General features: G+C 42.2%; 25 protein-coding genes and 1 rRNA gene. 25 read left to right on the top strand and 1 reads right to left on the bottom strand.

The features are described from left to right. From rrf to rsmI, 12 genes are all read left to right on the top strand, one after another. Nucleotides 1-87, top strand: a 5S ribosomal RNA gene (gene rrf, locus BMZ58_RS20165); the annotation flags it as partial. Between the two features lie 240 nt (nucleotides 88-327). After that, nucleotides 328-510: a sigma factor G inhibitor Gin gene (locus BMZ58_RS20160; protein ID WP_075038324.1), complete on the top strand. Its 183-nt coding sequence runs from the start codon at nucleotides 328-330 to the stop codon at nucleotides 508-510. A 140-nt stretch (nucleotides 511-650) separates the two neighbouring features. Next, entirely contained in the window at nucleotides 651-2,078 is a 1,428-nt protein-coding gene (locus BMZ58_RS20155; protein WP_075038323.1) for an aminotransferase class I/II-fold pyridoxal phosphate-dependent enzyme, read from the top strand. Between the two features lie 2 nt (nucleotides 2,079-2,080). After that, complete coding sequence (tmk, locus tag BMZ58_RS20150; RefSeq protein ID WP_075038322.1) at nucleotides 2,081-2,710, top strand: dTMP kinase; 630 nt, start codon at nucleotides 2,081-2,083, stop codon at nucleotides 2,708-2,710. Nucleotides 2,711-2,764: 54 nt separating this feature from the next. Further along, nucleotides 2,765-3,094 (top strand): cyclic-di-AMP receptor, encoded by a 330-nt coding sequence (locus tag BMZ58_RS20145; RefSeq protein ID WP_075038321.1) that lies wholly within the window; start codon nucleotides 2,765-2,767, stop codon nucleotides 3,092-3,094. An 18-nt stretch (nucleotides 3,095-3,112) separates the two neighbouring features. Continuing rightward, nucleotides 3,113-3,553: a YaaR family protein gene (locus tag BMZ58_RS20140; RefSeq protein ID WP_075038320.1), complete on the top strand. Its 441-nt coding sequence runs from the start codon at nucleotides 3,113-3,115 to the stop codon at nucleotides 3,551-3,553. A 12-nt stretch (nucleotides 3,554-3,565) separates the two neighbouring features. Further along, nucleotides 3,566-4,552, top strand: coding sequence for a DNA polymerase III subunit delta' (gene holB, locus BMZ58_RS20135; protein WP_075038319.1), 987 nt, complete (start codon nucleotides 3,566-3,568; stop codon nucleotides 4,550-4,552). 7 nt (nucleotides 4,553-4,559) lie between these two features. Beyond that, nucleotides 4,560-5,387, top strand: coding sequence for a PSP1 domain-containing protein (locus BMZ58_RS20130; protein ID WP_075038318.1), 828 nt, complete (start codon nucleotides 4,560-4,562; stop codon nucleotides 5,385-5,387). A gap of 15 nt (nucleotides 5,388-5,402) precedes the next feature. After that, nucleotides 5,403-5,753, top strand: coding sequence for a DNA replication initiation control protein YabA (gene yabA, locus BMZ58_RS20125; protein WP_075038317.1), 351 nt, complete (start codon nucleotides 5,403-5,405; stop codon nucleotides 5,751-5,753). Nucleotides 5,754-6,071: 318 nt separating this feature from the next. Beyond that, nucleotides 6,072-6,815, top strand: a complete 744-nt coding sequence (locus BMZ58_RS20120) for a tRNA1(Val) (adenine(37)-N6)-methyltransferase (RefSeq protein ID WP_075038316.1) — start codon at nucleotides 6,072-6,074, stop codon at nucleotides 6,813-6,815. Further along, on the top strand, nucleotides 6,805-7,068 hold the full coding sequence (locus BMZ58_RS20115; RefSeq protein ID WP_075038315.1) for a GIY-YIG nuclease family protein: 264 nt from the start codon (nucleotides 6,805-6,807) through the stop codon (nucleotides 7,066-7,068). The genes BMZ58_RS20120 and BMZ58_RS20115 overlap by 11 nt, the downstream gene beginning before the upstream one ends. Before the next feature lie 4 nt (nucleotides 7,069-7,072). Next, nucleotides 7,073-7,951: a 16S rRNA (cytidine(1402)-2'-O)-methyltransferase gene (rsmI, locus tag BMZ58_RS20110; RefSeq protein ID WP_075038314.1), complete on the top strand. Its 879-nt coding sequence runs from the start codon at nucleotides 7,073-7,075 to the stop codon at nucleotides 7,949-7,951. Nucleotides 7,952-8,072: 121 nt separating this feature from the next. Here rsmI and BMZ58_RS20105 read toward each other — a convergent pair whose 3' ends face one another. Next, nucleotides 8,073-8,348, bottom strand: coding sequence for an AbrB/MazE/SpoVT family DNA-binding domain-containing protein (locus BMZ58_RS20105; RefSeq protein ID WP_075038313.1), 276 nt, complete (start codon nucleotides 8,346-8,348; stop codon nucleotides 8,073-8,075). Between the two features lie 414 nt (nucleotides 8,349-8,762). Between BMZ58_RS20105 and metG the strand changes: the two genes are divergently transcribed. The 13 genes from metG (at nucleotide 8,763) to BMZ58_RS20040 (ending at nucleotide 21,933) form a co-directional block, all read left to right on the top strand. Then, nucleotides 8,763-10,718, top strand: coding sequence for a methionine--tRNA ligase (metG, locus tag BMZ58_RS20100; RefSeq protein WP_075038312.1), 1,956 nt, complete (start codon nucleotides 8,763-8,765; stop codon nucleotides 10,716-10,718). Nucleotides 10,719-10,819: 101 nt separating this feature from the next. After that, nucleotides 10,820-11,590 (top strand): TatD family hydrolase, encoded by a 771-nt coding sequence (locus BMZ58_RS20095; RefSeq protein ID WP_075038311.1) that lies wholly within the window; start codon nucleotides 10,820-10,822, stop codon nucleotides 11,588-11,590. A 211-nt stretch (nucleotides 11,591-11,801) separates the two neighbouring features. After that, nucleotides 11,802-13,061 (top strand): G5 and 3D domain-containing protein, encoded by a 1,260-nt coding sequence (locus BMZ58_RS20090; protein WP_075038310.1) that lies wholly within the window; start codon nucleotides 11,802-11,804, stop codon nucleotides 13,059-13,061. Nucleotides 13,062-13,159: 98 nt separating this feature from the next. Then, nucleotides 13,160-13,723: a ribonuclease M5 gene (gene rnmV, locus BMZ58_RS20085; RefSeq protein WP_075038309.1), complete on the top strand. Its 564-nt coding sequence runs from the start codon at nucleotides 13,160-13,162 to the stop codon at nucleotides 13,721-13,723. Then, nucleotides 13,713-14,582: a 16S rRNA (adenine(1518)-N(6)/adenine(1519)-N(6))-dimethyltransferase RsmA gene (gene rsmA, locus BMZ58_RS20080; RefSeq protein ID WP_075038308.1), complete on the top strand. Its 870-nt coding sequence runs from the start codon at nucleotides 13,713-13,715 to the stop codon at nucleotides 14,580-14,582. The genes rnmV and rsmA overlap by 11 nt, the downstream gene beginning before the upstream one ends. A 69-nt stretch (nucleotides 14,583-14,651) precedes the next feature. Further along, nucleotides 14,652-15,536 (top strand): sporulation peptidase YabG, encoded by an 885-nt coding sequence (gene yabG, locus BMZ58_RS20075; protein WP_208601448.1) that lies wholly within the window; start codon nucleotides 14,652-14,654, stop codon nucleotides 15,534-15,536. Nucleotides 15,537-16,313: 777 nt separating this feature from the next. Beyond that, entirely contained in the window at nucleotides 16,314-16,574 is a 261-nt protein-coding gene (veg, locus tag BMZ58_RS20070) for a biofilm formation stimulator Veg (RefSeq protein WP_075038306.1), read from the top strand. A gap of 219 nt (nucleotides 16,575-16,793) precedes the next feature. Further along, nucleotides 16,794-16,973, top strand: a complete 180-nt coding sequence (locus tag BMZ58_RS20065) for a small, acid-soluble spore protein, alpha/beta type (RefSeq protein WP_075038305.1) — start codon at nucleotides 16,794-16,796, stop codon at nucleotides 16,971-16,973. Nucleotides 16,974-17,098: 125 nt separating this feature from the next. Then, entirely contained in the window at nucleotides 17,099-17,965 is an 867-nt protein-coding gene (gene ispE / locus BMZ58_RS20060) for a 4-(cytidine 5'-diphospho)-2-C-methyl-D-erythritol kinase (RefSeq protein ID WP_075038304.1), read from the top strand. Between the two features lie 62 nt (nucleotides 17,966-18,027). After that, nucleotides 18,028-18,846, top strand: a complete 819-nt coding sequence (purR, locus tag BMZ58_RS20055; RefSeq protein ID WP_075038303.1) for a pur operon repressor — start codon at nucleotides 18,028-18,030, stop codon at nucleotides 18,844-18,846. Between the two features lie 157 nt (nucleotides 18,847-19,003). Then, on the top strand, nucleotides 19,004-19,303 hold the full coding sequence (gene spoVG / locus BMZ58_RS20050; RefSeq protein ID WP_075038302.1) for a septation regulator SpoVG: 300 nt from the start codon (nucleotides 19,004-19,006) through the stop codon (nucleotides 19,301-19,303). Between the two features lie 281 nt (nucleotides 19,304-19,584). Continuing rightward, nucleotides 19,585-20,964, top strand: coding sequence for a bifunctional UDP-N-acetylglucosamine diphosphorylase/glucosamine-1-phosphate N-acetyltransferase GlmU (gene glmU / locus BMZ58_RS20045; protein ID WP_075038301.1), 1,380 nt, complete (start codon nucleotides 19,585-19,587; stop codon nucleotides 20,962-20,964). Nucleotides 20,965-20,979: 15 nt separating this feature from the next. Further along, entirely contained in the window at nucleotides 20,980-21,933 is a 954-nt protein-coding gene (locus BMZ58_RS20040; protein ID WP_075038300.1) for a ribose-phosphate diphosphokinase, read from the top strand. The last annotated feature ends 62 nt before the right edge of the window (nucleotides 21,934-21,995 follow it).

The following is a 21,995-nucleotide window of genomic DNA, read 5'->3' as shown; positions in this document are numbered from 1 at the left end:
CCTGTTCCCATGCCGAACACAGCAGTTAAGCTCTTCAGCGCCGATGGTAGTCGGGTTTACCCCCGTGAGAGTAGGACGCCGCCACGTCAATCGTTACCCCTTCAGGAATTATTCCTGAAGGGTTTTTCGCATGCTCTTATTCGTTTTGAGGTAGTTCTGGAGTTTTTTCAAAGTCTCGCAAGTTCATCTTCTTAATAAGATATCTCCCCTGCATTATGAATAATAAAATCTTTTTAATAGAACAATGTATAAGGTTGATAGATTCGGAGATACTAAAGGTATAACCGAGAAGGTTCGAGGAAGCTATAAAATGAAGGAGGGGTAAGTATGAGAGAGGAAGGCAAATGTAGTATTTGTTCCAAAGAATCGAAAAAAGGAATCTATCTTTTAAAAGTATATATATGTGAAGCTTGCGAGGCTGAAATGATTGATACACCTGCGGATGACCCTAAGTATGAATATTTTGTAAAACGTATGGCAAAAGCCCATCGATCCATGATTCCTTCTTAACTTAGCTTAGCAGCTATGAAGAATACTGCTCCATTCCTCTAGTCAGGAATGGAGCTTTTTTATGGGAAGCTTTTGTGTGGGGAAAATTGCTTGTGTGCTGCTTTTTTTGTACGCTTGTATATAGGAAAGAAGGTGTTAACATGAAAGAGAACTATGCGCCTTTATATGAAGCGCTTATGAATAATATAAACAAGAAACCTATATCGTTTCATGTTCCTGGACACAAATACGGAAGAGTGTTTCCAAAAGAATTTTCCCCAGGATTTGAAACGATATTGAAGTTTGACGCGACCGAAGTACGGGGATTGGACGATCTCCATGCTCCTGAGGAAGCGATAAAGGAAGCACTACAATTAGCAAGTGACTTTTTCCAGTCGAAAGAAACCTTTTTCCTTGTAAACGGGACGACAGTAGGGAATTTAGCAATGATTCTCTCTGTATGCCAGCCAGGGGATGAAATCATTGTCCAAAGAAATTGTCATAAATCTGTATTGAATGGCTTGGAGCTCGCAGGCGCCTCGCCGGTGTTTATCGCTCCGAGGTATGAAAGAGAAACAGGGCGTTATAGTAGCATACTAGCAAAAGATGTAGAGGAAGCATTGTCACGACATCCGAATAGCAAGGCTGTTTTTTTGACTTATCCTGATTATTTTGGAAGTACATACGATTTAGAGAGCATTGCAGATATTGTCCATCATTCTAATCTCCCTCTGCTGGTTGACGAAGCTCATGGGGTCCATTTTCATTTAGGAGAGACTTTTCCAAAGTCTGCATTAGCTTCAGGGGCAGATGTTGTCGTTCAGTCTGCTCACAAAATGTCTCCTGCAATGACGATGGCGTCGTTTCTCCATATTGGCGGGGATCGTATAGACGCTGAAGGTATCCGCCACTATTTGCAAATTTTACAATCTAGCAGTCCTTCTTACCCATTAATGGCAAGTCTTGACCTAGCGAGATTTTATATGGCCTCATGGGGAAATAGGGAACGTAAAGAATTAAGGCAATTTACAAAGAATGTAAGGAGCATCCTTGACTCCTATGACCATTTGTTTACGGTGAAGCCTTCACACCTTAATGTCGATCCGCTAAAGCTTACACTAGAGGCTGAAGCTTGTTCCGGGTATGAACTAGCGGAGGCGTTGGATGCCGTCGGAATTGTACCGGAAATGGCTACTTCTGAGCAGGTTCTCCTTGTCTTAGGCTTAGGACCTAGTTTAGATTTGACAGATCTGAATCAACGTTTGGGTTCTTTGGAATGGCAATTAAAAAATAGCTCGAACCATGCTACAATAAAAGAAAATCATTTACCGCTTCCAGTGGTGCAAAATCTGGAATATAGTTATTTCGACATGCGAAAAATGATGGTTGAGAAGGTGGACTGGTCAGATGCTGCAGGTTATGTAGCTGCTGAAGCGATTATTCCCTACCCACCAGGGATCCCCATGATCATGAAAGGGGAGCGCATATCCGAAAGCCATTACCAGAAGGTGACTGCACTGATTAAACAGGGAGCACGGTTTCAAAATAAAGAGATAGAACAAGGGATTCGCGTGTTTAAAGGAGAATGAATGTGAAGGGTTTGTTTGTAACATTTGAAGGTGGCGAAGGAGCAGGAAAATCTTCCATCCTAAAAGCTATCGGTGAACAATTAAGAGAAGAAGGCTATCCCGTCCTTGAGACGCGCGAGCCTGGGGGTATACGTATTGCAGAAAAGATCAGGGAAGTGATTCTGACTCCATCACATACAGAAATGGATGGGCGGACAGAAGCTTTACTGTATGCGGCAGCACGAAGACAACATTTAGTGGAAAAAGTTATCCCTGCGTTGCAGGCAGGCAAAGTGGTCCTTTGTGATCGATTCATTGATTCGAGCCTGGCGTATCAGGGAGTTGCCCGGGATCTTGGTCTGGAAGAAGTATATAAGATCAATCAGTTTGCTATTGAAGACTGCATGCCTGATTTGACATTGCTTTTTGATATTACACCTGAAGAGGGGCTAAAGCGTATTGCAGATAATAAGGGGCGGGAACAAAACCGTCTCGATCTAGAAAATATAGATTTTCATGTGAAGGTCCACGAGGCTTATCATGATCTTGCGGAAAAATATAAAGAACGCATTCGTGTCATCACGGCAGGGCAACCATTCCAAGAGGTGAAAAGGGATGCCTATCAAGTTTTGAAGGAATCCTTGCCATCATAATTCTTTCCCATTTGTTATAATAGGATAAAACACCCAATAGGAGGGTATGTTTGCATGAAGATGATTATTGCAGTAGTTCAGGATAAAGACAGCAATCGTCTGACAGATGCGCTTGCGGAAAATGATTTCAAAACGACAAAGCTATCTACGACAGGTGGATTTCTTAGAGAAGGAAATACCACGTTTATGATCGGTTGCGATGACGATAAAGTGGATGACATCCTCGATATTCTAAAAAAGAACTGCAGTCAGCGTGAACAGATGGTTGCTCCCATTTCACCAATGGGTGGAAATGCCGATTCCTATATTCCGAAACCAGTGAAGGTCGAGGTCGGGGGAGCTACCGTATTCATTTTACCTGTAGATTCCTTTTTTCAGTTTTAACTAGGGAAGGATAAAGCTATGAAAATCAGTCAAGAGATGCGAACACAGTTGGATGGGGCAAAAAAGCAATCCTCCCAACAAATGAAAGGGAAGCCTAGCTTCGATGCAATGGTCCAATCACAATCCCGTCAGCTGCAGGAAGCTCAATTGAATCAGTTGATGAATAACATCACCACACAAGGGGAACGAGTCGCCAGGTTCCGATCCTTCCGTGATTTGGCTAAATATAAGCGTCTCATCAAGGACTTCGTCAAAGAATCCGTTCAATATGGCATGAATCTAAAGCATTCCCATAGTTGGAATCGACAAGGACGGACACGAAAATTGACGATTGTGGAAGCGGTGGACGAAAAACTTGTCGAACTTACAGATAATGTGTTGGACCAAGAGAAGCGCAGCGTTGATCTTTTGGAGTTAATAGGAGAGATCAAGGGTCTGCTGATCAATTTATATACGTAAGGACGGAGCCTTATGCAGACATGGACACAAATGAAAAACATCCAGCCATTAGCTGCCCAGATGTTGGTCAACAGCTTTAAGAAAGATAGGATCTCCCATGCGTATTTATTCCAGGGGAACCGGGGAACCGGAAAAAGGGAAATGAGCCTCCTGTTTGCAAAAAGTATTTTTTGTAAAAATCGAAGCGGTGCAGAACCATGTCAAAGTTGCAGAGATTGTCACCGCATCGATTCGGGGAATCACCCGGATTTACACTGGATTGAACCGGATGGGCAGTCCATTAAAAAAGAACAAATTCTCCATTTACAAAAGGAATTCACATATACAGGATTAGAGTCAAACAGGAAAGTGTATATCATCGTTGATGCGGAAAAGATGACGGTCAATGCTTCCAATCGGTTGCTGAAATTTCTTGAAGAGCCCAGCCAGCAGACGACAGCGATGCTGCTGACCGAAAGTGGACCTACGATTTTAGATACAATCCGTTCCCGTTGTCAGCTTCTGGCTTTTCAACCTTTGAATCCAATTAGGATTGAAGAAAAGTTGACAGCAGAAGGTGTTTCCGCCTCCAATGCAAAACTTTTGGCAGCATTGACCAACAACTTGACAGAAGCCAGTGAAATGAATGAAGATGAGTGGTTTGCGAATGTGAGAAAACTAGTGATACAATTAATTGAAGTGCTTCAAAATAAACCAAATGAAGGACTTTTGTTTATCAATCATCAGTGGATGCCTCATTTCAAGGAACGTATACAGTTGCAACGTGGTCTTGATGTATTGATGCTCTGGTTCCAGGATGTGATTAATCAACTTCTGGACCGGGAAGAATCTATCATTTTCACGACAGAGAGAGAAAAATTGAACCAGGCGACGATGCGATGGTCACGTCAATCGGCAGCTCGTTGCTTATCTGAGATTCTTGAGGCGAAACGAAAGATAAATCAAAATGTCCATCCTAATTTAGTGATGGAACAACTTACCCTTCAACTACAGAGGTGATGATCGAATGATCGAAGTTGTAGGTGTCCGATTTAAGCAGGCGGGTAAGATATATTATTTCGATCCGGGCGGATTGCGGATGACGACGGATGATTATGTCATCGTCGAAACCGTACGTGGGATCGAATTCGGAAAAGTTGTCATTGCTAATAAATCCATAGATGAAGAAGACGTTGTTTTACCTCTTAAGAAAGTCATCCGTATTGCAGATGATAAAGATAAAGTAACGGTGGATGAAAACAAAGATAACGCTCTCGAAGCTTACCGAGTTTGTGAAAAGAAAATTCGTGAACATAAATTGGACATGAATCTTGTGGATGTTGAATATACGTTTGATCGTAATAAAGTGATTTTTTATTTTACAGCGGATGGCCGTGTGGACTTCCGGACATTAGTCAAAGATCTTGCATCTGTATTTAAGACGAGGATAGAGCTTCGTCAAATCGGTGTGAGGGATGAGGCTAAAATGCTCGGCGGTATCGGTCCATGTGGGCGGATGCTTTGTTGCTCTACGTTTTTAGGTGATTTCGAACCTGTTTCTATAAAGATGGCCAAAGATCAGAATCTATCGCTTAACCCAGCGAAAATTTCTGGTTTGTGTGGCCGATTGATGTGTTGTCTCAAATATGAGAATGATGATTACGAAAATGCGAAAAAAGAGCTTCCTGATCTTGGTGAAAGTATTACGACATCCTTCGGGAGAGGAAAAGTCGTTGGTCTCAATATGTTGGAGCGTATGGTACAAATTGAATTCCGCGACAAAGAGCGTGTCCTTGAATACTCTCTGCAAGAGCTGATTGATGAGGGAGTTCTTCAAACCGAAGCCTCAGAATAAAGGGTGGAGTCGAGCGTGAACAAGAAAGCCATTTTTGAACAAGTATCCCATTTTGAAAGTCAAATCGGTGAGCTTTATGAACAGCTCGGTGATTTGAAAAAGCAGCTTGCCTATTTGTTGGAAGAAAACCAACATTTATCACTTGAAAATCATCATTTGCGCCAACGCTTAGAGAAGGAAAATGAAAAAGAACAAGCGTCCTCGACGACAGACTCCAAACAGGACAAGAGTACGGTCGTTGGGGAAGGTTATGATAATCTCGCCCGGCTCTACGAAGAAGGCTTTCATATTTGTAATTTGCATTTTGGCAGCCCAAGAGATGAAGATTGTTTGTTCTGCTTATCTTTCTTGAATAAAAAGAAATAATCCCAGGTCCAAGCCTTTCCTTGCTCGTTCGAGGAAGGGCTCTCTTTATATCAAATCTCTTTTGACATAAAGCTTCTGAACACAACTATTCAATAATAGGGCATTATAATTGAAGACTCGATTTCGAAATGTTTATGGAGTGGATGGGGCTGCGGGGAAGGATAGACTGGCAAGCCCCCATCCAACACTTCACAAAATGTCTCGAAACTGAACATTCAAGAATAGGGTGCTTTTATGGAAGGTTATTAATATTGGATTCATAGTGGCAAACACATGAAAAATAAAGTATTAGCTAATAGATAGAAAGGAACAACATGAATGGTTCAATTATACGGTGACGAACGAATTGATTTTTTATTAGCAAAAGAGAATATGCGGATTATTCAGAGTCCCAGCGTATTTGCCTTTTCACTGGATGCCGTTTTACTGGCTGATTTTACTTATGTACCCAAAACCCGTGGGAAGATTCTTGATTTATGTACAGGCAATGGGGTTGTTCCCCTTTTTCTCTCTACACGGTCCAAAGTACCTATTACGGGAGTGGAAATACAGGAACGTCTCTTTGATATGGCAGTTCGGAATATTGAATTGAATGAGCTGGATAATCAACTGGAAATCATCCATGGTGATCTGAAAGATATGCCTGCTTACTACGGAAACGACAAGTTTGATCTTGTCACTTGTAATCCTCCTTACTTTCCTACCCCCAAGACGGATGAACAAAACTTGAATGAACATATGGCGATTGCCCGCCATGAGATTCATTGCAATCTTGAGGAAGTGGTAGAATCGTGCAGTCGCCTTGCGAAATCGGGAGGGAAAGTGTCTATGGTGCATCGACCGGAGCGTTTGGTGGAGATTGTCCAATTATTTAAGAAATATAAGCTAGAACCGAAGCGGATGCGTCTTGTGTATCCAAAGGAAGGTAAAGAAGCCAACATCCTTTTGATCGAAGGAGTTCGGGACGGGAAAGCTGGTCTGAAAATCCTCCCACCTTTGTACGCTCTCACAAAGGAAGATGAATATACAGAGGAATTAAGGGAAATTCTTTATGGAGAATAATCATTGTGTGTACATGCTCAGGTGTAAGGATCAGACGCTCTATACTGGTTATACAAATAATTTAGCTGCGCGCTTAGAAAGACATCAAGCTGGTAAAGGGGCGAAGTATACAAGGGGGAGAGGACCATTAGTGTTAGAAGCTTATGAGGTGTATGAAACAAAATCAGAGGCCTTACAGCAGGAATATCAAATAAAACGGATGACAAGGCAAGAGAAAGAACGTTGGATTTTAAGAAGAAAGAAGGGAGGATGAGAATATGAAGGTTCAAAAGAGCTTTAGCACAGGTAGTGATTTTGGGACTCTTTATATTGTACCGACTCCGATCGGCAATTTGGAAGATATGACTTTTCGCGCCGTAACTACACTGAAACAAGTAGATGCTATTGGGGCGGAAGATACGAGGAATACAAAAAAGCTGCTCAATCACTTTGATATTTCCACATCACTCGTCAGTTATCATGAACATAACAAGCATTCTAAAGGCCCTCAATTGATGGATCGAGTACTTTCTGGTGAATCTATCGCTATCGTTAGCGATGCAGGGATGCCAGGTATATCTGACCCAGGAACAGACCTTGTACAAAGAGCAGTGGAAGCGGATATTCCTGTCGTTGTTTTACCTGGAGCGAATGCTGCTTTACCTGCCTTAGCTGGATCAGGTTTGTCTACAGAGGAATTCTATTTTTACGGCTTTTTGCCAAGAAAAAAGAAAGATCGGCTAGCTTCTTTGGAGCGGTTAAAACCACTTCAGGCAACATTGATCTTTTATGAGTCCCCCCATCGACTGAAAGAGATGTTGACTCATGTACATGAAGTCTTCGGTTCTAGAAAAGCATCCCTGGTCAGGGAGCTGACGAAACGTTACGAGGAATTTGTCAGAGGCGATTTAGGTGAATTGGCAGATTGGGCTCATTCAGAAGAAATCCGCGGAGAATTCTGTGTGGTTGTAGAAGGCAATGATGAACAAGAAGAAGAAACGAATAACTGGTGGGCAGATTTATCATTGATCGACCATGTTAAGCAGTATATGGAAGCAGAAGGAATGAGAAATAAAGAAGCGATTAAACAGACGGCCCTAGACCGGAAGTTGCCGAAACGAGACGTATATCAAGCCTATCACGTAGAAGGTGAATAGAAGATAAAAAATCCCTTACTGTTAGGCCTGCAAACAGTAAGGGATTTATCTTAACATATGTCATGTAGATAGTTCTCTATTTATCCAGTCAATCGTCTTATTATTTATCTCTATAGATTATTTATTTTAGGTTGTCTTGTAGTTCAGAAAGAAGCATTTGTGCGCCTTCTTTGCTCAGGACGAGATTGCCGTTTGCCAGTTTCATATTTTCATCTGAAACTTCCCCTGTGACATGGCAAGTCATGTTGGGCTTGTACTTCTTAAGAACGATTCGATCATCGTCCACGTATATTTCCAACGCGTCCTTTTCGTTAATTCCCAATGTACGACGAAGTTCGATCGGAATCACCACTCGACCGAGTTCGTCAACTTTACGTACGATACCTGTAGATTTCATTTTCTGTCTCCCCTCAATCAAAAGTTTTATCTCTCATATTTCGACATATGTCTCGACATAATAGTACCAACCATTCCCAGAGGTGTCAATTAATAATAGGGGTAGGATAATTTCCAAATCCGCATACTCGGCACGGTATTTGAAAAGGGGTGATGAAGCAATTTTACCAGGCCTTTTTTAAAAAAATCCCTATTATGAATACCAAATTTGGTTGGTTTATCCAATATGTTCTCTATACATCCTATTTTACCAAAGTGTTTACATATGTGAAATTAGAATGTTAGGTTCTTTTGACAATTTTACTTAAAGTTCGGTATATTTTAATGTTAGGAATGGAAATAAAGAAGATAAATAGATAGAATGATACCATGACCTTTAATGGCGTAGGGATTTAAGATTTTAGGAGGGAATAAGATGCCTGAAGAAAAAAAGACGTTTTATATTACGACACCCATTTATTACCCTAGTGGTAATTTGCATATTGGACATGCCTATACGACGGTAGCGGGGGATGCGATGGCCCGCTATAAGCGGTTACGAGGATACGATGTCATGTATTTGACAGGGACGGATGAGCATGGCCAAAAAATCCAGCGTAAAGCGGAAGAAAAAGGTGTAGCTCCACAAGAGTATGTGGACGAAATTGTGAGCGGAATCAAACAGCTTTGGGATAAGTTGGATATTTCATATGATGATTTTATCCGTACTACCCAGGATCGCCATAAGGTAGTCGTTGAAAAGATTTTCGATTATCTGATGAAAAAAGGTGACATTTACTTAGATGAGTATGAAGGATGGTATTGTACCCCATGTGAATCCTTCTTCACAGAACGTCAGTTAGAAGACGGACGTTGTCCTGACTGTGGGGGAGAAGTGGAGAAAGTGAAAGAAGAATCTTATTTCTTCAAGATGAGTAATTACGTGGATCAGCTGCTTGAGTTTTATGAAAAGAACCCCAATTTCATCCAGCCGGAAAGCCGTAAAAATGAAATGATCAATAATTTCATTAAGCCAGGTCTAGAAGACTTAGCTGTGTCCCGTACGACTTTTGATTGGGGAGTTGGAGTACCCGGGAATGAAAAACATGTCATCTATGTCTGGATTGATGCATTAAGTAACTATATTACTGCCCTCGGCTATGATAGCGAAGACGATTCCCGTTACCAAAAATTCTGGCCTGCGGATGTGCAGTTAGTCGGGAAAGAAATTGTAAGGTTCCACACCATCTATTGGCCGATTATGTTGATGGCTCTGGATCTACCATTACCGAAGAAAGTATTCGCCCATGGATGGATCTTGATGAAAGATGGCAAGATGTCCAAATCGAAAGGGAATGTCGTCGACCCTGTACAACTAAGCGATCGTTATGGACTTGATGCTCTTCGTTACTACTTGCTTCGTGAAGTACCATTCGGTTCAGATGGTGTATTCACTCCAGAGGCCTTCGTCGAGCGTACGAACTATGACCTGGCTAATGACTTAGGGAATCTGCTGAATCGTACGGTAGCGATGATCAGCAAGTACTTTGATGGGGAAATTCCAGAACTAAAACTTGGGGAAGATGAATTTGACCAAAGTCTCGAGAAATTGGCAAAAGAAACGCGTATATCCGTTGAAAATTCTCTTGAGAACATGGAGTTTTCTGTAGCTCTTGCTGACCTTTGGAAATTCGTCAGCCGTACAAACAAATATATCGATGAAACACAGCCATGGGTATTAGCGAAAGAGGATACTCAAAAAGAACGTCTTGGTAATGTCATGGCACACCTGGTAGAAGCACTTCGTCAGACAGGTATTATGTTGCAGCCATTCTTGACTGAGACACCAGAACGGATCTTCCAACAGCTTGGTGTTACGGCAGATGAACATAAGGCATGGGAGAGTTTAAGCGAGTTCGGCATCATTCCAGCAGGCACGAAAGTACAGAAAGATCAGCCAATCTTCCCACGCCTGGATGCAGAGGAAGAGACGCAGATCATTAAGGATATGATGAAAAAACCAACTCCTCAAAAAGAAGAAAAGAAAGAGGAGGAAAAAGATCAGGCTGAAGAAGTGACGATCGATGACTTTATGAAGCTTGATTTCCGTGTCGCTGAAGTTTTGAAAGTAGATAAAGTGAAGAAAGCAGATAAATTGCTTAAGATTCAATTAGACCTGGGTTATGAACAGCGCCAGGTTATTTCAGGAATTGCTGAGCACTACACTCCGGAAGAGCTTGTAGGGAAGAAAGTCATTTGCGTAGCGAATTTGAAACCTGTCAAACTTAGGGGAGAATTGTCGGAAGGAATGGTCCTCGCTGGTGAAGATGAAGGCGGGCTTTCCTTGGCATCAGTCGATCAAACGTTAAAAAATGGTACGAAAGTGAAATAACGTCCACATAAAAAGGGAAAGCTCTCACTAGCGCTTTCCCTTTTTTACATTGTACTTTAATCAAATTCTAAAATGAAGAAGAGATAGAGGTGGGGTTCAACATGCTATTTGATACACATGTTCATTTGAATGCAGATCAATTTGAAGGTGATTTAGAAGAAACAATCGAACGCGCACAAGAGGCGGGAGTCAAATATATGACAGTCGTAGGTTTCGATGAGAAAACGATCCCTAAAGCGATGGAGATAGCGGAGAAGTATGAGAACATCTATGCCGCTGTAGGTTGGCATCCTGTAGATGCGATTGATATGACAGAGGAAGACTTGGAATGGATTGAAGAATTATCTGAGCATCCTAAGGTCGTCGCTATAGGGGAAATGGGCCTTGATTACCATTGGGATAAGTCACCAAAGGACATCCAGAAAGAAGTTTTCCGTAAGCAAATTCGTTTGGCGAAAAAGGTGAAGATGCCGATTATCATCCACAATAGAGAAGCGACGGATGACATCGTAGAAATCCTGAAAGAAGAAAAAGCTGAAGAAGTAGGCGGAATCATGCATTGTTACAGCGGTCCAGTCGAAACCGCTAAAGAATGTATTGATATGAATTTCATGATTTCCTTAGGCGGACCTGTCACTTTCAAAAATGCTAAGTTACCCAAAGAGGTTGCTGAAGCTATTGATTTGAAGCATTTGCTTGTAGAAACAGACTGTCCATTCCTTGCCCCACACCCAAATCGCGGAAAAAGGAATGAGCCTGCCTATGTAAAGTTGGTTGCGGAACAAATTGCTGAGTTGAAGGGACTGACATACGAAGATGTCAGCGAGACCACGACATCGAATGCACTCGAATTTTTTGGAATCCAGTCATAAATTAAGAAATCCTGGTTAGTTTATTACAATTCATGGCCAATTGTATGGGAATTGTAACATGCTTGTTATGTTAATTGACTAGGTAAAAAAGCATAATAAAGGAGTCAGTAATAAAGTTTACTGGCTCCTTTTTTCTATGAAGGGGGTTCAGTTGACATGAGTTTGTTACATGACTACAATAAAACGCGCGCTTTAGAAAGGAGGCCAAAGGATGAAATTAGGGAGAATGTTAAAATCAGCCATTAGTCACATGATGGTATGGGCAACTGTGATTGCCGTCCTATGCATCGCCTTTTTAGTAACCGTTTCGTATGAAGCTACCAAAGCTTCCGTACAAGTGACGCAGAATGGGCAAAAAGAACTGATACGCACTCATGCTAATACTATCGATGATTTATTATCAGAGCTTGATGTCACTGTGGAACAACATGATGAACTATCACATAATTTATCCGATCCGGTTGAATATGGAATGGATGTCACTTACATAGCATCTAAGTCTATCAATCTAGCCATCGATCGTAACAATACAGAAGAATACAATACAACCGCCTCTACGGTAGGTGAATTCTTTGAGCAGGAGGGGTTCCAGTTCGAAGAGCGGGACGAAATTTCCCATGAAGAAGATACACCGATTGAAGAAGGAATGGATATTCAAATTCAACAAGCTTTCCAAGTGGTCGTTAATGATGGGGGAGAATCCGAAAAGGTTTGGACCACAGAATCGACAGTAGAGGATTTCCTTGATGAACAAGAGATTAGCCTGGATAAACTTGATGAACTGAATGTTGATGAGAGCGACCGGATTACAGCAGACACACCGATTACAATTACCAGAGTCGAAAAAGTGACCGATGTTGTAGAAGAAGAAGTCGATTATACGGTAGAAACTAAAAAAGACAGCTCTTTACCTAAAGGGGAAAAGAAAGTCATCACCTCTGGCGAAAAAGGGCTGATAACGAAGAAATACGAAGTCATCCTTAAGAATGGAAAAGAGACGAGTCGTGAACTGATAGAAGAGAATGTGGAAAAAGAAAGTGAAAAAGAAGTGGTGGCCTTAGGGACGAAAGTAGAGGAGAAAACTCCTGCGACCACTACGGCATCCAGCTCTTCTTCTAATTCTTCCTCCAGTTCTTCAAGCCAAGCTTCTACGACAGTATCGAGAAATGATACGGGTGGAGCAGAAACACTGTATATGCATGCAACTGCCTATACAGCTAACTGCAGCGGATGTTCAGGTATCACTGCTACAGGCATTAATTTGAAAGCAAATCCGAACCGGAAGGTAGTAGCCGTCGATCCGAATGTCATACCTTTAGGAAGTCGTGTATGGGTGGAAGGTTACGGTTATGCCGTTGCGGGGGATACAGGGGGAGCCATTAATGGTAACCGCATTGATTTGTTTGTTTCCTCTAAGAGTGAAGCTTTGAATTTCGGCTCCCGTAATGTGAAAGTGAAAATATTAGATTAATGATGCTAGCAGAGGATTCTTTCCTCTGCTTTTTTCCGTGTATATACTCATGGTATGCTATGGAAAGATGAAGATGGGACTCTACAGGAGGAAAGAACGTGAAAATAAAAGAAGTGATTGTAGTCGAAGGGAAAGATGATACGGCGAAAATCAAATCAGCAGTAGATGCTGATACGATCGAAACCAATGGTTCCGCCATTGATGAAGTAGTTTTAGAACAAATCAAACATGCCCAGCAAAAAAGAGGGGTGATAATTTTCACAGACCCGGATTTTCCTGGGGAGCGTATCAGACATATCGTCACTCAACATGTCCCTGATTGTAAACATGCGTTTCTTCCAAAGCATCTGGCCCGTGCAAAACACGATAAAGGGATTGGCATTGAACATGCATCTAAAGCGGATATTCAGGAAGCTTTAGGAGCCGTTTATGAGCTGGTCGATGTCCGAGAAGGGGAGATTACTAAGCAAGATCTGATCGGTTATGGTCTTATTGGCAGTCCACATTCAGCCACGCGTCGTGAAAGGCTGGGTATTGTTTTACAGATTGGGAAAACAAATGGCAAGCAGTTGTTACGTCGCTTGAATATGTTTCATATCACAACAGAACAACTCGATGAAGCTATGAATCAGATTATTCAGGAGGAAAGAGATGAAAAGTAGAGCAGTTGCAACACCGACAAGAACGAAGGAAATTTTACAAACATATGGATTTTCATTTAAGAAGAGTTTGGGACAGAACTTCTTGATCGATGTGAATATCTTGAAGAATATTATGGTAGAAGCTGGGATCGACAAATCCGTGAATGCTATCGAAATTGGTCCAGGAATTGGGGCGTTAACAGAACAACTTGCCCAACATGCAGATCGTGTAGTGGCTTTTGAAATAGACCAGCGCCTTCTTCCTATTCTAGAAGACACACTAGGGGAATATGAAAACGTAGAAGTGATCAATCAGGATATATTGAAAGCAGACGTTGCTCAGGTCATAGCAGATCATTTCCATTCCGATCAACCGGTCCGGGTCGTCGCTAACCTTCCTTATTACATTACAACCCCAATTCTAATGAAACTTCTGATGGAGCGATTACCGATCGATAGCGTCACGGTTATGATCCAGAAAGAAGTGGCAGACAGAATGGCGGCTGAGCCTAACACAAAGAGTTATGGTTCACTTTCTATCGCCGTCCAATATTACACCGAAGCGAAAGTTGTGCTGAATGTTCCTAAGACCGTTTTTATGCCCCAACCGAATGTCGATTCTTCTGTTCTCCATCTTGAGATGAGAAAAGCTCCTCCAGTTGAGGTGGAAGATGAAGACTTCTTTTTTGACGTGGTAAAAGCCACCTTTGGTCAGCGGAGAAAAACATTGATGAATAACTTAGCCCGGCATTTTAAAGGTGATATGGATAAAGATGAGTTACGTAAGCGACTTAATGAGGTAGGAATCGATCCATCCAGGCGAGGTGAATCTTTATCGATGGAGGAGTTTGCGCTTCTCGCTAATATTTTATATAAGTAAACATCTATAGACACAATGCCCATATTCTCACATACACTACATTAGCGTGTAGAGTGAGGTGGGGAATTGATGATATCAAGTGGAGATCTTGTAACACGAAAATCATACCAACACGATATAATCTTTCGAGTGAAAACAGAGGCGGGCCCGATCGTGAAGTTGATGGGAGAACACATTCGTCTCGAGGCCGATGCCCCTCTCGATGACCTTGAAAAAGTGACCGGCGCCGAATACCACCGGAGAAAAAAGGAAGTGGATAAGAAAGAGGCTTATTCCTATCGTCTGTTTCGCCAAGATTACAGACTTCTGAAAGAAAAGAGAGAAGCGGAAGCAGGTAGTGGGTATACGAGTAATAAAGAAACAAACTACTTTCAAATACCACCGCGTATTCTCCATATTGATGGGGATCCTTTATTCTTAAAAAAGTGTATCGCATTATATGAACAATTGGGCCTGCAAGTTCATGGCCAGTATCTGCACGAAAAGGAGATGCCGAACCAAGTCCTGCCTTTAATTGAAAAAGTACATCCGGAAATTGTCGTATTGACCGGACACGACTCTTATTCAAAAGCTAAAGGGACAGTTCGGGAACTGGATTCTTATCGTCATTCTAAGTATTTTGTAGAAGCGGTACGAAATATCCGGAGGAAATATCCGAACTTCGATCAGCTGGTCATTTTTGCAGGGGCCTGCCAATCGCATTTTGAATCAATCATCAGAGCTGGGGCGAATTTCGGAAGTTCACCGGCCCGTGTTAACATTCATGCGATCGATCCCGTGTACGTTGCCGCAAGAGTTGCTTACACATCTTTCATGGACCATATTAATATATGGGAGGTCATCCGCAATACAGTCAGCGGAGAAGACGGCCTCGGTGGCATCGAGACCAAAGGTTTACTTCGCATCGGAATGCCTTATACGGAAAATCAAACTGAAGAACAAGAAGAAACCTAACTGCTGTCATCACCAATGACAGCAGTTTTTTCATTAACCAATCTGACAGTACTCTGGAAGACTCAATTTCGAGATAACCGGGATTCGTTGCCTTTACACTCCCTGTAATGATTGTTCTTAAACTTGGCGAGGTTGACCAAGACAACTCCACATTGGAATGTCCAGTCCATACGCCGCTATCGAGGCACTTCCGTTTTCACATTTGGAGTCTCGCAGCTTCTCCACCACCCCTTCGAAGTTAATGAGAAATGACTCTCTTTACCAGGAAGGAGCGTCTTCCAGCATCCCTGTCCTATGGGAGTACAACGCTCTATAGCAAGGTTTACAACATAGGAGCACCTTATGCTCATCAGCATGCTCCCATTAATTTTCACTTTTCTTGAAAAGGTTTAGAGAATCGATTTTGGCAAGGGGCGGAGGGAAACGGTGAGACTCCTGTGGGATCTGCGGGACAGGTGAGGCCCCGGAAGCCTGAGGAGGCTCACAGCCCGCCTCACGGAAAGCGAACCTTTTCCCGGAGCCCCAAAAGTTAAACAACAGGCTCGAAATTGAGTCTTCAAGAATCGGGAGGTTTAATGAAACAAAACCATTTTAGAGAAGAATAAATAATAAAAGTGATAAAATGTTACATACTTTTCCTTTAAATGGATAAGCTAACCAGGATTGATTATTTATATCATTCTGTTGCATTGTTTTGGAACAGTTGGTATAATTGAATATTTTATTTGACTTTGTCCATTCTTTGTGATAACCTAGTATACAGTGAGGTGGAGTACAGTGGCTAAAACGTTAGTAGAAATCAAGCAATCCCTTGAAGGGCAAATTGGCAAGCGTTTAACCTTGAAAGCGAATGGGGGACGCCGCAAAACAATTGAGCGTTCTGGTGTATTAGCAGAGACATATCCTGCGGTTTTCATCGTAGAGCTAGACCAAGAAGAAAATGCTTTTGAACGTGTATCATACAGCTATGCAGATGTACTTACAGAGACAGTCGAATTAAACTTCGATGACCTACAAACTTTGGCACTTGAGCAGTAAACCTACCGTTTGCTGCTTTTTTATTTTGCCTGGATATGGAACGTTCATGCAATAACAAGCAAAAAGGCGTGTATTACTTTAAGCAAACGCAAGACTGCTTGTTGTCGTATGATAAGCAACAATTACCAACTTTACATACAACTCCCTTGCTTGTCCGGATTCTATCCCGTGCATACTAATATTGTCGTAGCTGAGTGAAAGCGAAAGGAGCTGAAGACGATGGGACGTAAGCGTAGCATAATGTCCGATTCGTTGAAGGAAGAGATCGCGAAAGAACTTGGGTTTTACGACAAGGTAGAGAAGGATGGATGGGGTGGCATCTCTGGGCGCGATGCCGGCAATATGGTAAAACGAGCCATTAAAATGGCAGAAGAACAAATGGTGAACAGGCAAAAGTAAGTTTATCCCCCTGATGCTTCATGCTTCAGGGGTTTTTTGAAATAAAGATAAACATGCATGATTGCTCCTCATTCTCTTAAATATGGTACAATGCTTTCAGATAATCTTAAAGATGAGGTGCTTACATGCAAATACTTGAAAAAGCTCCTGCGAAAATTAATTTGTCTTTAGACGTTTTACATAAAAGACCGGATGGATTTCACGAAGTGGAGATGGTTATGACTACGGTAGATCTTGCAGATCGCGTAGAATTGACCCTCCTCCAGGGGGATAAAATAACTGTGGAATCAGAGAGTCGTTTTGTCCCTAATGATGAGCGCAATTTAGCCTACCGCGCAGCTAAACTCATCAAGGATCGATTCGGGGTAAAGCAAGGTGTGAAAATTTTTATTGAGAAGAACATTCCTGTTGCCGCTGGGCTAGCGGGTGGGAGCAGTGACGCAGCTGCTGTGTTGCGTGGTGTTAACCGGATGTGGGAGCTGAATTTGAGTCTGGACGAATTGGCTGAGTTGGGAGCCGAGATAGGATCGGATGTTTCTTTTTGTGTATTTGGTGGAACTGCCCTTGCCACGGGAAGAGGAGAAAAGATTCAAGCCATACCAGCTCCTCCTCCGTGTTGGGTCGTTTTATCTAAACCTACAATCGGAGTATCGACACAATCCGTTTATCAGCGGCTGGATGTGGAAGATGCAGAGCATCCGGACACAAAAGCTATGGTAGAGGCTTTAAAAGAAGGCGATTACGAAGGCATTTGTGCGAATGTCGGTAATACCCTCGAAGGTGTAACACTGGCTATGCACGAAGAAGTCGGGCAGATTAAAGAACAGATGAAACAGGCAGGTGCCGATGCGGTTTTAATGAGCGGAAGTGGACCGACTGTTTTTTCGCTTGTGGAACAAGATGCCCGAGCACAAAGAATTTATAATAGTTTAAAAGGCTTTTGTACGGAAGTTTATATGGTCCGGATGTTAGGATATAAAGAAACCCCTTGATAAATACCGTACAAATTTGTTATATTTAATGAAAATATTCGGATTTTAGAGGTGTCTTTGTTATGAAAAGAAGTGAGAGGCTCGTCGCTATGACTCATTATATTCTCGACCGGCCAAGGGAATTGATTTCTCTACCGTTTTTCTCAGCGAAATATGATGCGGCTAAATCATCCATAAGTGAAGATTTAGGTATAGTTAATAAAATGTTTCAGCATGAGGGAATCGGTTATTTAGAAACGGTTTCAGGCGCGGCTGGTGGAGTTAAGTATATTCCTGTGTTTGGTGCGGATGATAGTCAACAATTCGTTCGAAAGCTATGTGAAAAGCTTGAAGACCCTGCCCGGCTCCTTCCTGGTGGGTATTTGTTCATGAGTGACCTTTTAGGAGACCCGGAAACGATACGCAGTATAGGGAAACTTTTCGCCTCTGCTTTTCGTGACAAAGACATTGATGTAGTGATGACAGTGGCGACCAAAGGAATCCCACTAGCTTATGCGGTAGCTTCCTACTTAAATGTTCCAGTTGTCATTGCTAGAAGAGATCCTAAAATTTCTGAAGGTTCCACTGTGAGTATTAACTATGTGTCAGGCTCTACGAGAAAGATTCAAACCATGGTACTTACAAAGCGCTCATTGCAGCAAGGGTCTCGCGTTTGTATTATTGATGATTTCATGAAAGCAGGCGGTACCATTAACGGTATGAGAAACCTGTTGGTTGAATTTGATGCAGAGCTTGCAGGAATTGGTGTGCTTGCGGAAGCGGAAGACGAAGAAGAGGACCGTGTAGTTGATGATTACCTGTCTGTTGTGCAAATCATGAATGCAGATGACCGAAAAGCATCGATAGAAGTCAGACCCGGTAATTTACTGGAGAATATATAAGAGAGAAAGCCCTCATCCTTTTGTATGAGGGCTTTTTTACTCTTATAATATTAAATATATGGAATAATAAAAATTTTTTAGAAAATAAGCAGGAATTTTTCCTGTTTTGTGGAATTTGTGTTACATAAGTTCTTTTGCATAAAAGGTGGTGAATTTAATGGAAGTAACTGACGTAAGACTGCGACGCGTGAATACTGATGGAAGAATGCGAGCAATTGCTTCTATTACCTTGGATCAGGAGTTTGTTGTCCATGACATACGGGTGATTGATGGCAACAATGGGCTTTTTGTAGCCATGCCAAGTAAGCGTACTCCGGATGGGGAGTTCAGAGACATTGCACACCCGATCAATTCAGGTACTCGAGGAAAAATCCAGGATGCTGTACTTGAAGCTTATCACCGTGCTGGTGATGAGGAAGAAGCAGAGGTGGAATTTGAAGAAGCCGGCGCTTCCTAATACTTACGCACAACAAGAGCTTAGCCTATAACGGTTAAGCTCTTTTTTTTGGACTAAGGGACACACCTAAAGTTTTTGTTTTAAGAGATGATAGTAAATGACTAAACTTTTCTTAAGGTAAAAAGACTCAATATTTTAGTGGGGTATTAGAAATATCCTTACTTCTGTGAGACACGCTATGAATACATATATAAGAATTCAGTTAGGCATTCCACTATTGTTGAAATCACCGGGCAGTTGAGATATGATTCAAAGTGGATAATTAGGATGGAGGTACGTTCATGACTAATCGATATGCTGTCGTGCTAGCAGCTGGCCAAGGCACTCGTATGAAGTCGAAGCTTTATAAGGTTTTGCACCCTGTATGCGGAAAGCCTATGGTTCAGCATGTTGTCGACCAGTTGAATACATTAGATTTGCAAGAATTGATTACTGTTGTAGGTTTTGGTGCAGAAAAAGTCCAAGATCAACTTGGTGAAGATAGCCATTATGTCATCCAGGAAGAACAGTTAGGTACAGGTCATGCTGTTTTACAAGCAGACGATATTTTGGCGGATAAAGAAGGGACAACTGTTGTCGTATGTGGAGATACTCCTTTATTAACAGGGGAAACGCTCCAGAAGCTTCTGGATCATCATGACTCAGAGAACGCGAAAGCAACAATACTGACGGCTCATGCAGAAGACCCTCATGGTTACGGACGCGTTATTCGTGGAGGTAATGGTCAGGTAGAGCGCATTGTGGAACAAAAGGATGCCTCTGAGGAAGAGCAAGCCATTCAAGAAATCAATACAGGTACGTATTGTTTTGACAATGCTATGCTTTTCGATGCCCTGAAGAATGTTTCTAATGATAATGTCCAAGGGGAATATTACTTACCAGACGTTATTGAGATTTTAAAAGGACAAGGGGAAACAATCAGTGCTTATCAAACCCCTGAGTTTTCTGAATCTCTTGGAGTGAACGACCGTGTTGCGCTTTCTAAAGCTGAAAAACTCATGAAAAAGCGAATCAACGAGCAACATATGAGAAACGGTGTTACTTTAATCGACCCAGAACAAACGTACATCGGACCGGATGTGACGATCGGTCAAGATGTCGTTATTTATCCTGGTTGTGTACTTGAAGGGGAGACAATCATTGAAAATGATGCGTTAGTCGGCCCTCACTCAACCATTACCAATTGTCATATCGGCACAGAAACGACCATAAATCAAAGTGTTGCGAAAGATAGCCGTATTGGTGCACGTGTACAAATTGGACCTTTCGCTCATATCCGACCGGAATCCTCGCTCGGTGATGATGTGAAGGTCGGGAACTTTGTCGAAGTGAAGAAAGCGGCCTTCGGTGACGGTAGTAAGGCATCCCATTTGAGTTATATCGGCGATGCGGAAGTCGGAAGCGGCGTGAACATCGGCTGTGGTACAATTACTGTAAATTATGATGGTGAAAATAAACACCTGACGACAATAGAGGATGATGCATTCATCGGCTGCAACTCGAACTTAATTGCTCCTGTGACGGTTGGTAAGGGTGCTTATGTAGCCGCAGGTTCCACAATAAATCAAGATGTCCCGTCAGAAGCGTTGTCTATTGCTCGTTCCCGTCAAACGAACAAAGAAGGTTATGCTAGCAAAATGAAATCGACCAAAAAAGATTAACGGAGGGTTCCATCCATGGCAACTGGATATAAGGATTCAAAACTGAAAGTATTCTCACTAAATTCAAACCCTGAGTTAGCGAAAGAAATTGCTGATAATATCGGGGTAGACCTTGGAAAATGTTCAGTCACCAGTTTTAGTGACGGAGAGATTCAAATCAATATTGAAGAAAGTATCCGTGGGTGTGATGTGTATGTTGTCCAATCCACTTGTGAGCCTGTCAACCAACACATCATGGAACTCCTCATTATGATCGACGCTTTAAAGCGTGCGTCTGCAAGAACAATCAACATTGTTATGCCTTATTACGGCTATGCTAGACAAGACCGTAAAGCGAGAGCTCGTGAGCCGATCACAGCTAAGCTGGTTGCAGATCTGCTTGAGACAGCTGGAGCTTCCCGTGTTCTCATGTTAGATCTTCACGCTCCTCAGATCCAGGGATTTTTCAACCTGCCAATTGACCACCTTGTCGGAGTACCAATCTTGTCTGATTACTTTGAAGAAAAGAATTTTGATGATGTTGTTATTGTATCCCCAGACCATGGCGGGGTCACACGTGCTCGTAAAATGGCGGATCGACTTAAAGCCCCTATAGCGATTATTGATAAACGCCGTCCACGCCCGAATGTCGCTGAAGTAATGAATATTGTGGGGAACATCGAAGGGAAAACTGCTATTCTTATCGATGACATCATTGATACGGCAGGGACAATCACTCTTGCTGCCAATGCCCTTGTTGAGAGCGGGGCAAAAGAAGTGTATGCTTGCTGTACACACCCAGTTCTCTCCGGCCCAGCGATCGAGAGAATTGATAACTCTAAGATCAAAGAACTCGTCGTAACCAACACCATTCCGTTAGGGGAAGAGAAGTCTAGTGAGAAAATTACGGAGCTTTCTGTCGCCGGTTTAATAAGTGAAGCTATTATTCGAGTTCATGAACGTCAATCCATTAGTATTTTGTTTGATTAATTTCATTTTTTAGGTTTAACTCTTATGTATAACGGGAAACTGAATTAATGATTGGTAAATTA

Origin of the sequence: Halobacillus dabanensis (assembly GCF_900114165.1) — a bacterium.
Taxonomy (GTDB): Bacteria; Bacillota; Bacilli; order Bacillales; family Halobacillaceae; genus Halobacillus; species Halobacillus dabanensis.
This window is presented reverse-complemented; position numbering and strand designations above follow the sequence as displayed.